Origin of the sequence: Kineococcus glutinatus (assembly GCF_039542765.1) — a bacterium.
GTDB classification, from domain to species: domain Bacteria; phylum Actinomycetota; class Actinomycetes; order Actinomycetales; family Kineococcaceae; genus Kineococcus_A; species Kineococcus_A glutinatus.
Window position 1 is genome coordinate 1 of record NZ_BAABIL010000102.1, and the last position, 10763, is coordinate 10763.

Genomic DNA, 10763 nt, shown 5'->3' on the forward strand with positions numbered 1-10763 from the left:
GCGGCGTCGGCGTCGGCGAGGACGTCCGGCCGCCGCGCGGCCACCCGTGCGCCGTCGTCGTGGCGCGGCCGGTCCGCCATGCCGGCCCGGACCGCCGCCCAGGCCCGCTCGTACACGGCCTCGGCGGTCGCCGCGTCCAGCGGAGCCGGGTCCGCCTCGCGCAGCAGCCCGTCCAGGCGCTGCTCGTCCCGTCCGGTCATCACAGCTCTCCTCCGGCGGCTCCCGCTGAGCCGCCACACCCCTCCATGTCGTCGCCGTTACACCCGGCGCCGGCCGGCGGGGCTGCCCGCGCTCAGGCCCGGCCGGTGACGGGGAGTGCGACCACCACCTGCGTGGCGGGGTCGTGCTGCAGGACCGGGCTGCCGGCGAGCACGACGTCGGCGTGCTTCCACGGTTCCTCCCGCAGCAGGAACGGGTGCTCCTCGCGCAACCACTCCGCGACGTGCCGGAGCTGCTCGGGGGAGTCGCCGTCGCGTTCCAGCAGCCGGCGCTCGGCCTCGAGCCGGTCCACCTGCACCCACACCGACGCGTCCAGCAGCGGCGCCAGCTCCCGGCGCAGCACGCCGGTGCCCTCCACCCACACCGCCCGCAGCCCGGCGGGCACCGCGATCGAGCCCGGGCGGCCCCGCTGCACCCACGGCGGCGGGCGGAAGTCGACGGCCTCGCCCCGGCGCAGCGGCTGCAGGACGTGCTCGGTCAGCACCCCGGCCCAGTCGAAGAAGGCGTGGTGCCAGGCGACGTCGTCGGTGTGCACCACCGCCGACCCCGGCACGCGCTCCTGCAGGAGCCGGGCGAACGTGCTCTTGCCGGCCCCGCCGCGCCCGTCGATGGCCACGATGCGCGGCCTGCCGGTGACGGTTCCGCCGTGCAGCCGCTCGACGAGGTCGTCGACGGGTACCACCTGCCACGGCCCGGCCGCGGGTTCCCCGTGCTCCGGCTGCATCCTGCACCTCCTCCGGCGCCATGCTCCCGCCGGGGCGCCGCGTGCGCGAGGGGTTCTCAGCCGCCGGTGGCGTCGCGGTGGCGGATCCACGCCGCGAACGCGCGGACCTCCGCCGCCTGCGCCGGGGTCAGCGGGGTTTCGGCGTCGTCCGCGGCGAACCCCGGTGCCTCGACGCGGTACGGCCTCGCGGGCAGCCCCAGCGCGTCGCGGACCGCGCCGTCCACCTGCTGCAGCACGTACCGCGCCTCCTCGGCCGGGGGCTCGTCGCGCTGCAGGCGTTCCAGCGCGCGGGCCAGCGCCGGCAGCGCCGCCCGGTACACCGCGCGGCCCTGGTCGGTGAGCTCCACGAACACGCTGCGCCGGTCGGCGGCGTTGGGGGTGCGGGCGAGTTCCCCGCGGGCCTGGCAGCGGCGCAGCATCGCCGACAGCGTGGTCGCGGACGTGCCCGTCCACTGGGACAGCTGGGTGGCCGTCACGGGCCCGAGGTCGCTGATCAGGCCGTAGAGGGCGAACTCGTCGACGGACAGCGGGTGCTCGGCCAGTTCCTCCGCGACCAGCGCGGTGGACACGCAGGACAGCAGCCAGATGTCGACGAGCACGTTCTTCGGGCCGGGCACGGGGACAGCATAACGACGGGTGTTGCGATATCGCATTGATCGGTGCGAGAGTGCATGAGTTGGTTTCCGGTCCCCGCCCTGGAGGTACCCGTGTCCACGACCCTCGCCCCGACCACCACCGCGCCCCCGCTGCCGCCCCTGCACGGAGCCGCCGGGATCGCCGGTCTCCTCGCCGCCGCCGTGCTCGTGGTCAACGCCGCCAAGCGCGCGCAGCTCGTCCCGACCACGCCCTTCACCCAGCTCGTCGCCCCGCTGGGCGAGGTGTTCGCCCTCGCCCTCGTCACGGGCCTCTACCTCGTCTGCGCCTCCCGGATCGGCCTGCTCGGCCGGATCGCCTCCGCCGTGAACTACGTCGCGCTCGGGGCCCTCGTCGGCGTGGAGTTCGTCATCAACCTCGTCTTCTCCCGGCTCGACCCCGCGCAGATCACCGAGCTGCGCGCCGGCCCGCTCGGCGTCGCCCTCACCACCGCCTCCGTCCTCTTCCTCGTCGGCTCCCTGGGTTTCACGGCCACCCTGGCGCGCACCGCGATCCCGCCGCGCGGCGCCCTGGCGCTCTACGCCGCGGGGTCGGTGCCCGTCGCGCTGCGCGCGTTCGTCCCCGAACTCGTCCTCGACCTCGGGCTGCTCGTGCTGGCCGCCGGGGTCGCCTGGCTCGCCGCCTGGCTCCTGCGCACCGCACCGGTCGGCGTGCTTCCGCGGACGGGCAGCAGCAGGGGCAGGGCCACCGCGAGCGGGACGGCGAGGGAGACGACCTGAGCGACGGCGTCCACGGCACCCAGGTGCCCCAGGTGCCCCAGGTGGTAGGCCAGGTGCGGCACCGAGAACACGACCCACGCGATCCCCACCACGCGGCCCGGACCGGCGGCGCGGTACCGGGTGGCCGCCGCGCCGGCCGCCGCGAGGGCCAGGTTGAAGGCCCCGACGTCACGGACGAGGTGCTCGCTGTACGGCCCGTCCAGGGCGACCCAGGAGCTGAACGGCCCGGGGAAGGACGCGTGGAAGGAGGCCGGGAAGAACCCCGCCCAGATCCCCACGTAGAGACCCAGGACGACGAGGACCCACAGCAGGGCCCGGCGCGAGTTCGCTGTCATGCCCGTCGGACGGTGCGGCAGCGCCGGGTGTGACACCGCTCGCCGCGCCGCGCCCGTGACGCCCGTCACGGGCGCGGCGCGTCCTTGCGCAGTTCCCACAACCCGTACTGCACGACGTAGGAGTACTCCTCGTGCCGCCAGGCCGGGACGAACCGGTACGACCACGGGGACAACCCCGCGGCCGTGACCGCGGCCAGCTGCGCGGTGGCGTCGTAGCAGTGCATGTCGACCCCCGGCAGGCCGTCCTCGGAGAACGCGCGCCGGGAGTGACCGGGCTCCCGCGCGGTGCGGTCTTCGACGACGCCCACCAGCAGCCGCGCCCCGGGCGCGCACGCGTCGGCGAGGTTTCGCAGCGTCGCGGTGAGGTCGCGGCAGAACTCCAGGCACCCCACGGCGACGACGACGTCGAAACGTCCCCAGCCGCCCGGCAGCGGGTCGTGGAAGTCGTGCTGCTCGTACCGGCCCCCGGGCCGCTCGGTGCGCGCGACCGCGAGCATCCGCGGTGACAGGTCGACGCCGGTGACGGAGACGTCCGGGGCGAGGTTCCTCGTCAGCTGCCCCGGCCCGCACCCGACGTCGAGCACCCGGCACTCGGGGGTCACGGTGCGCAGCAGGAAGTCCGCGACGAGGGAGCCGTAGTGCTGCAGGGAACGCCACCCCGGCACGTACGCGGGAGCGAAGTCGTCGTAGTAGAGCCCGATGGCCTCGTTCTCCGGGGACCTCGGTGCGTCGGGTCGCGGGTCGCCCTGCACGGGTCGCTCCCAGGTGCTCTGTCCGCTCGTCGGACCTGCGGGTGGGAGGTCGAGCCTAGCGGCCCGGTGCGCAGGTCCGCTCGGTGTCCGCCACCAGCCGCTCGGCGGCGTCCAGGGCCGCCTGCAGCCCCCGCGGATCCGCGCCGAGGGAACCGAACACGGCCTGGGCGCGCTCGGCGAACCCCTCCGGCGCCGCGGGCAGCCGCCCCGCGGCCGCGACCGCGCCCTTCTCGTTGACCACCCACCGGCCGGCGTGGGCGTGCACCGCGTGGGCGCACAGCAGGACCGCGCGGAACAGGCAACCGGCCACGTAGGCGCCGTCCCCGCGGGGAGCCGCCTTGCGGGCACCGCCCACCAGGAAGGCGGCCTCCCACAGCGAACCGACGACCGCCTCGCGCAACCGCGGCGGGTACTCGCGGGCCGCGCGCTGCAGCCGCGTCAGCTCACCGCCGGGGTCGGCCAGCACGACGGCCAGCGCCACCTCGCCGGCGTAGGCGAAACCGGGAACCCCCAGCGGGTGGCCGGCCTGCGCGTGCCAGACCAGCTCACCGCGCTGCGCCTGCCGCCAGCTGTGCTGCACGCGGTCCAGGTCGCGGTAGATCCAGTCCACCGCGGTGCCGTCGACGCTCAGCCAGCCGCCGCCGTCGACCCACGGCCCCCAGGCCCCCGGCGCGCCCACCTGCGCGTCGGGGCCGGCGACCTCGCGGGCGAGCTCGCCCAGCGCGGCGACGTCCAGCGGCGGGCGGTAGTAGAGCCCCAGGTCCACGTCGGAGGCCGGCGTGTGGTCGCCACGGGCCCGGCTGCCGCCCAGTGCGACGGCCTGCACGCCAGGGACCCGGACGAGCCGCTCCGCGATCTCCCGCAACCGCGCATCCCCGATCACCCGGCCAGCATGTCAGTGCGGGCGCGCGATCCGCGGGGGAGTTTCCCGCGCGCGGGCCGGGGGAGGCCGCTACCCGCGGGGCTGGTTGAAGCGCAGCATGTTGCCGCTGGGGTCGCGGAAGGCGCAGTCGCGCACGCCGTACGGCTGGTCGACCGGTTCCTGCAGCACTTCCCCGCCGGCGGCGCGGATGCGCTCGAAGGTGGCGTCGCAGTCGTCGGTGGTGAAGATGACGCCGCGCAGCAGACCCTTGGCCAGCAGTTCGGCCATGGCCGCCCGGTCGGCGGGGGAGGCGTTCGGGTCCGCCAGGGGCGGCTCCAGGACGATCTCCACGCCCGGCTGCGACGGGGACCCGACGGTCACCCAGCGCATGCCCTCGAAGGCGACGTCGTTGCGCACCTCCAGGCCGAGGACGTCGCGGTAGAACGCGAGCGCCTTGTCGTGGTCGTCGACGGCGATGAAACACTGCGAGAGTTCGATGCCCATGCCCGTCACGCTACGGGCGCGGTGGCGGGGCGGGCTTCTCCGTTCCTGACCGGTCGGGTGTACCGCCGGGCGATGCAGGCCGGGATGGTGGCGCCCCCGTCGTGGCAGCGGTCCCGGTAGGCGCTCGGGCTCTCTCCGACCAGCTCGCTGAACCGCGCGCTGAACGAACCCAGCGACGTGCACCCCACCGCCACGCAGACCTCGGTGACCGTCAGGTCCCCCCGGCGCAGCAGCGCCTTGGCCCGCTCCACCCGGCGCGTCATCAGGTAGCCGTAGGGCGTCTCGCCGAAGGCGGCGCGGAAGCTGCGGGAGAAGTGCCCCGGCGACATCAGCGCCGTGCGCGCCAGCGCCGGCACGTCGAGCGGCTCGGCGTACTCCCGGTCCACCCGGTCGCGGGCCCGGCGCAGCCGCACGAGGTCGTCCAGCGTCACGCGACCACCCTGGCACGCCCGTCCGACAGCACCACCGGGCCCCGGTGCCGGGGTCAGGCCGGCTGCCGCCCGTGCCACTCCTCGGCCAGCAGGGCGTAGCCGACCCCGTCGACCCAGCCCAGGTCCCGGTGCAGGGAGTCGCGCACGCCCCGCAGCTCGCAGCGCATGCCCACCCGCTCCATCAACCGGCAGGACGCCTCGTTCGCGGCGAACGCGCTCGCCGTCACCCTGCGCAGGCCCAGGTCCTCGAAGCACGCGCGCAGCAGCTCCCGCACGGCCTCGGTGGCGTACCCGCGGCCACCGAAGGCGGGGTCCAGCGCCCAGCCCAGCTCGGCCTGCACGCCGCGGGCCCGCCCCGCGCACTCGTGCTGGGCCCAGCCGTCCTCGATCCTCACCATCAGGTCGCCGACGACCCGCCCGCCGAGCTCGACGACCAGCGTGCGGTGCAGCCGCTCGGCCAGCAGGTCGCGCCACCGCGCGCGGTCCGCCGGCTGCACCCCCACCCACCGGGCGACCTCCGCCAGGTGCCGGTAGCCCCACGTGGTGTCCGCGTCGGCGGCCTCGGCCCGGCGGACCAGCAGCCGCTCGGTGCGCAGCGGCCACGCGACGGCCGCGAGCGGGTCGGTGGGGTGGCTGCCCGTCATGCCGCCAGCGTGCCAGGCGCTGCGCGGGCACCGCCGCCGACCGGGGGCCGCCCGCCGCGCTGACGACCCCGCGCCCGCGCTCTAGCGTGGGGGGGGTGAGCACCGCCGCGAACTGCGCGATCTGCGCCAAGCACCAGGGCCTGGGGCCGCTGGCCGGGCCGATCGTGTGGGAGGACGAGCTCGTCGTCGTCACCCACCGGCCGGCCGGTGACCCCGGCGGCCGCGGCGTGGCCGGCTACCTGTTCGTGGAGAGCCGCCGGCACGTGGACCGCTGGCAGCTGCTGACCCGCGCGGAGATGGGCGCGGTCGCGGAGGCGGCGTGGACGGGCGCGCGGGTGCTGTCGGCGCGGTTCGCCACGGAGTACGTCTTCACGATGATCGTGGGAATGGCGGTGCAGCACTTCCACCAGCACGTCTTCGTGCGCCACCCGGGCACGCCCACGGACATCGCGTGGTCGGACTGGGGCACCTGGCCGGGCGCGCCGAGGGTGCCGGCCGCCGACCTGGAGCAGCTGGTGGTCGAGCTGGCCGCGGGCTGGGAGGACGCCCGGGCGGGCGACGAGGACGACGTGCCGGGCGACGGGCCGGGCTGACCGGCCGGGACGGGAGGCCGGGGCGAGGTCTACGCCGGGCCGGTGCGGGTGTCCAGGCCGACCAGGGCCAGGACGTGGTGGGCGACCGTGCCGGGACCGCTCACCACGTGCGCGTCCACACCGGCCGACCGCGCCTGCGCCAGGCGGTGGCGCACCACGTGCAGCGCCGCGCTGGAGAGCACGGTGACCTGCGCCAGGTCCACCGTCAGCGGCGGGGCCCCGGGCACGACGGCCAGCGCCAGTTCGGCGTCGAGCTCGGGCACGTTCGCGGCGTCGACCGGTCCGCGCACCGTCAGGACCGACCGGTCCGCGTGGTGCGCGGTGTAGACGTCGAACAGCTCGGGCACCACGCGCGCGGGCCGCGGATCGCCGCTGTGGGGGAACGTCCACGGCCGGAACCCGACGGTGACCCTCGTGCCGTGCGGTGAGGGGTCGATCCGCACGTCCTCGGCGAGGTCCTCGACGATGGCCAGCCCCAGACCGCGGCCGACGGCGGGCGCGGGCGGAGGACGCCAGCGACCCTCGTCGCTGACGCACAGCGTGATCGTGCCGAGCTCGTCGAGCCGGGCGTCGAGGCCGACCGGGCCGCCACCGTCCCCGCGGGGCGCCCCGCCACCGCCCCCGTGCCCGTCCCGCCGGGTGTGGCCGTAGGCGTGCTCGACGACGTTCTCGCACAACTCGCCGACGATCTCGTCGAGCTGGTCGACGGCCTGGGCGGCGACCCGCCCGCCGCCCAGCCACGCGCGCAGCTCGGCCCGCAGCGCGGGCAGGCCGGCCCGGGTCAGGTGCCGGCGCAGGTGCAGGTCCGCCAGCGGGGCGGTGGGCTGCAGCGCCAGCAGCGTGATGTCGTCGCCGGAGCCGGTGACGCGGGTCAGCCGCTCCAGCGTCTGCGCGGTGGTCCGGTCCACCGCCGAGGGCAGGGTGAACACCGGCATCAGCCGGTCGGCGGCGGCCGCGGCGGCCACCTGCGCCAGCTCGACGGTCCCGGCGGTGGCCGGCACGCCGGGGCGTTCGACGATCCCGTCGGTGTACAGCAGCACCAGCTCACCGGGGCCGAGCGTGTCGCGCCGGGCGGTGCGCTCGGCGGCGTCCCGCACGGGGTCGTGCAGGGGTGGGGCGCCGCTGGGGTCCAGGAAGCGGCTGCCCCCGCCGACGTCGACGACCAGCGGCGGCGGGTGCCCGGCCGAGCAGTGGTCGAAGGTCCCGGTGCGCGGGTCCAGCACGAGCACGCACACCGTCGCCGAGCGGGCCGCGGGCACCACCTGCGTGAAGCGGTCCAGCGCGGTGACCACCTCGGTCGGGTCCGCCCCGGCGTGCAGGCGCTCCAGGGCCACCGCCCGCAGCTGCGCCATCACCGCCGAGGCCGCCACCCCGTGCCCGACGACGTCACCGACCACCGCGGCCACCGAGCCGTCCGGGCGGGGCAGGACGTCGAACCAGTCCCCGCCGGCGGCCTGCTCGGCGTCAGCGACGACGTAGCCGGCCGCCAGCTCCACCGACGGCAGCACCGGCAGCCGGGCCGGCAGCAGCGCGCGCTGGACCTCCGCCACCACGTCCGTCGCGCGCCGGTAGCGCCGGCCCAGCTCGGCCGCCGCCGCGGCGTCGGCCTCCTCGCGGCGCACGGCGGCCGTGACGTCGCGGCCGACGCCGAGGATCCCGACGATGTCGCCGTGCCGGTCCCGGAACGGGCTGACCTCGAAGTCGAGGACGATCTCCTCCTGGTGCCCGTGCGGCGTCGCCACGGCCAGGCGCATCCGCGTGAGCAGCGCCTGCTCGCCGGCGTAGGCGCGGTCGTAGATCTCGATGATCCCCTGGCCTTCGGTGCCGACGAGGACGTCGGCGGCGCGCAGGCCGAGCGGGTCGAACCCGCCGAGGACGCGCAGGATCTGGGCGTTGAGGGCCACGACCCGGTGCTCGGGGCCCTCGTAGGCGATGGCGTACCAGGGCAGCTGGTGGAAGGCGGCCGAGCGCACGCGGTCGCTGCCGACACCCTCGTCGAGGGGCAGGTCCGGCTCGTGCAGACCGCCCCCACCCGCTCCCACCTCGCTCACCGGCGGCTCCGGCCGGCGCCGGGCGCGGTGGGAGGGGCTGGCGTGGGCGGCTGGTCCGTCATCGTGGTACCTGACCCCCGTCGGCCTCGGTCCGCGTGCCCGACCTGCTTCGACCACGAGGTCCGACGGTAGCGAGCGGGCGCCGCGTCCGCCCCCGGACCGGTCCGGCCGGGAACCCCCGCGCACGGCCGCGGCGCTCAGGCACCCGTGGCGTGGCGGAACGCCCGGCGCTCGCCGCGCTCGAACCAGCGGTGCAGCAGCCGGTGCAGCAGGCGCGGGACCGGCTGGTCGTCGAAGAACCGCCGGCCCCGGGCGGGCAGTTCGTGCATCGCCCAGCACGCGCCGAACGGGATGTCGCGCAGCCGGTAGCCGGCGGCGGCGTGCTCCACCTCGAACCGCTTCCAGTCGGCGGGGGACAGGTGGGCCTGCACGAGCGCCATCGCGTCGCGCTCCTCGTGCCCGAGGTGGTTCCCGAGCTCCTGCTGCGCCCGGCGCAGCCCGGTGACGAGGTCGCGGTGGGCCCGCTCGTCGGCGCGCGCGGCGAGCGCGTCGAACCCGGTGGCGCAGGCCGCCAGCAGCGGGTCGATCCGCGCGTGCTCGGCCTCCATCGCCTCCAGCGTCGCCAGGCCCGCGGTGTCCCCGGCGGCGGCGGTGCGCTCGACGAGGACCGGCCAGAGGCCCTCGTCCTCGGCGGTGTGGTGGTTGTGGAGGACGTGGGCGAAGCGGCCCCAGCGCCGCGCCAGCGCCCGCCAGGTGGCGCGCTCGTGCAGCGGGGTGGCGGCTGCGGCGGCGGCGAAGGCGGTCAGGTCGCGCCGCAGGGCGTGGTGCATGACGTACATGCCGGCCACGTCGACGGGCCCCGCCGGTGCGGCGGCCTGCCCGGGCAGCCGGAGCTGGTCGGCGTCCGGGCCCCGCTCGGCGACGGCGGCCAGCCGCGCCAGGGTGGTGGCCATGTGCGGGCGCATGTCGCGGTGGTGCGGCAGCAGGGTCGCGGCGATGCGCTCGGCCAGCGGGGGCAGGCCCCGGGTGATCTCGTAGGACTCGGTGACGAGGGTTCCGCCGGGCACCGGCTCGAAGCGGTAGCGCCACACCGTCGCGTCGTCGGCGCCCCCGTGCGGCACGGTGCGGAAGGCGAACTCCCGGCCGGGCTCGGCGGACACGACCTCGCAGGTGCGTGACCAGCGCGCCAGCCCCCAGCGGCTGGTGCCCCGGAAGCGCGCGCCGGGCCGGACCTCGTCCACCCGCCGCCGCGCCCGACGGCCCGCGTCGTCGAGCCAGGTGCAGGAGCGGCACTCCGGGCTCCACTCCCCGGTGCGGGTCACGTCGGCGACGAGGGCGTAGAGGGCCCGCGCGTCCGCGGCGACGACCCGGGAGGTCGAACCGCCGGGGTTGAGCAGCCGCGGCCGCCGGTCGGCGGTCCCCGGGGTGCTCGCGGGAGCGGTGGTCGTGGTCATGGTCGGCCTCCTCGCCGGAGCCTCACCCGGCTGCTACCATATTCGTCACAGCTCGACTGGAGTGAGGACACCATGACTGTAGTGAACCCGGAGCCGACGTCAAGGCCCTACCGCTCCACCCTCCGCCAGGAGCAGGCGCGCCGGACACGGGCCGCCGTCCTCGACGCGGCCCGGCGGTTGTTCTGCACCGACGGCTACGCCGCGACGACCATGCGCGCCATCGCCGCCGAGGCCGGGGTCTCCGTCGAGACGGTCCACGCCCAGGGCGGCAAGGCCGCGCTGCTGCTCGCCGTCGTCGACCGGGCGATCGCCGGCGACGACGAGCCGGTCCCGCTGCTGGAACGGCCCCCGCTGGCTCGCGTGCTGCAGGCCGACGATCCCCGGCAGAAGCTGGCCCTGCTGCGCGAGGCGGTGGTCGAGGGCCTGGAACCGGTCGTGCCGGTGTTCCGCGCCTTCCAGCAGGCCGCCGCGGCCGACCCGGCCGTCGCGCCGGCGTGGCGGGAGTACGAGCAGCGCCGCCACGAGGACTTCGCGCGCATCGCCGCGACCTTCGCCGCGGCGCTGCGGCCCGGCCTCGACGCCGCCGGGGCCGCCGACGTGCTCTGGACGGTGCTCAGCCCGCAGGTGATCGACATGCTCGTCGGGCAGCGCGGCTGGACGGTGCCGGCGTACGCGGACTGGGTCGCCGACACCCTGGAGCGGCTGCTGCTGGGGTGAGGGGGTGCACCCTGCTGCCCGGCGGCGAGGTGCGGTTGCGACGACCACCGGTCCGGGGCGGGGACCGGACGCCGGGCCCGGCTCGCGCGACTCCCGCCCTACCC

At 76.6% G+C, this 10763-nt stretch carries 13 protein-coding genes; 3 read left to right on the forward strand and 10 right to left on the reverse strand.

Going from position 1 to position 10763, the window contains the following annotated elements; all coding sequences use genetic code 11:
* The 3 genes from ABEB16_RS04575 to ABEB16_RS04585 all read right to left on the reverse strand — a co-directional run.
* Positions 1–200: hypothetical protein (locus tag ABEB16_RS04575; protein ID WP_345711085.1), on the reverse strand; the 200-nt coding region annotated here is incomplete at its 3' end.
* Between the two features lie 92 nt (positions 201–292).
* Entirely contained in the window at positions 293–943 is a 651-nt protein-coding gene (locus tag ABEB16_RS04580; protein WP_345711086.1) for a uridine kinase family protein, read from the reverse strand.
* A 56-nt stretch (positions 944–999) separates the two neighbouring features.
* On the reverse strand, positions 1000–1560 hold the full coding sequence (locus ABEB16_RS04585) for a MarR family winged helix-turn-helix transcriptional regulator (RefSeq protein WP_345711087.1): 561 nt from the start codon (positions 1558–1560) through the stop codon (positions 1000–1002).
* A 90-nt stretch (positions 1561–1650) separates the two neighbouring features.
* Between ABEB16_RS04585 and ABEB16_RS04590 the strand changes: the two genes are divergently transcribed.
* Positions 1651–2316 (forward strand): hypothetical protein, encoded by a 666-nt coding sequence (locus ABEB16_RS04590; protein ID WP_345711088.1) that lies wholly within the window; start codon positions 1651–1653, stop codon positions 2314–2316.
* A 400-nt stretch (positions 2317–2716) separates the two neighbouring features.
* Here ABEB16_RS04590 and ABEB16_RS04595 read toward each other — a convergent pair whose 3' ends face one another.
* The 5 genes from ABEB16_RS04595 to ABEB16_RS04615 form a co-directional block, all read right to left on the reverse strand.
* Positions 2717–3403: a class I SAM-dependent methyltransferase gene (locus tag ABEB16_RS04595; RefSeq protein WP_345711089.1), complete on the reverse strand. Its 687-nt coding sequence runs from the start codon at positions 3401–3403 to the stop codon at positions 2717–2719.
* Between the two features lie 55 nt (positions 3404–3458).
* Complete coding sequence (locus tag ABEB16_RS04600; RefSeq protein ID WP_345711090.1) at positions 3459–4286, reverse strand: nucleotidyltransferase family protein; 828 nt, start codon at positions 4284–4286, stop codon at positions 3459–3461.
* Positions 4287–4355: 69 nt separating this feature from the next.
* The gene (locus ABEB16_RS04605; protein WP_345711091.1) at positions 4356–4769 is read right to left on the reverse strand and encodes a VOC family protein; all 414 of its coding nucleotides are present in this window, start codon (positions 4767–4769) and stop codon (positions 4356–4358) included.
* A 5-nt stretch (positions 4770–4774) separates the two neighbouring features.
* Positions 4775–5200 (reverse strand): helix-turn-helix transcriptional regulator, encoded by a 426-nt coding sequence (locus ABEB16_RS04610; RefSeq protein WP_345711092.1) that lies wholly within the window; start codon positions 5198–5200, stop codon positions 4775–4777.
* Between the two features lie 53 nt (positions 5201–5253).
* The gene (locus ABEB16_RS04615) at positions 5254–5844 is read right to left on the reverse strand and encodes a GNAT family N-acetyltransferase (RefSeq protein WP_345711093.1); all 591 of its coding nucleotides are present in this window, start codon (positions 5842–5844) and stop codon (positions 5254–5256) included.
* Positions 5845–5939: 95 nt separating this feature from the next.
* Between ABEB16_RS04615 and ABEB16_RS04620 the strand changes: the two genes are divergently transcribed.
* Entirely contained in the window at positions 5940–6437 is a 498-nt protein-coding gene (locus ABEB16_RS04620; RefSeq protein ID WP_345711094.1) for an HIT family protein, read from the forward strand.
* Positions 6438–6466: 29 nt separating this feature from the next.
* Here ABEB16_RS04620 and ABEB16_RS04625 read toward each other — a convergent pair whose 3' ends face one another.
* The gene (locus ABEB16_RS04625; protein WP_345711095.1) at positions 6467–8488 is read right to left on the reverse strand and encodes a SpoIIE family protein phosphatase; all 2022 of its coding nucleotides are present in this window, start codon (positions 8486–8488) and stop codon (positions 6467–6469) included.
* 197 nt (positions 8489–8685) lie between these two features.
* Entirely contained in the window at positions 8686–9942 is a 1257-nt protein-coding gene (locus ABEB16_RS04630; protein WP_345711096.1) for an SRPBCC family protein, read from the reverse strand.
* An 81-nt stretch (positions 9943–10023) separates the two neighbouring features.
* Between ABEB16_RS04630 and ABEB16_RS04635 the strand changes: the two genes are divergently transcribed.
* Positions 10024–10659, forward strand: a complete 636-nt coding sequence (locus tag ABEB16_RS04635) for a TetR/AcrR family transcriptional regulator (RefSeq protein WP_345711097.1) — start codon at positions 10024–10026, stop codon at positions 10657–10659.
* Positions 10660–10763 lie beyond the last annotated feature (104 nt).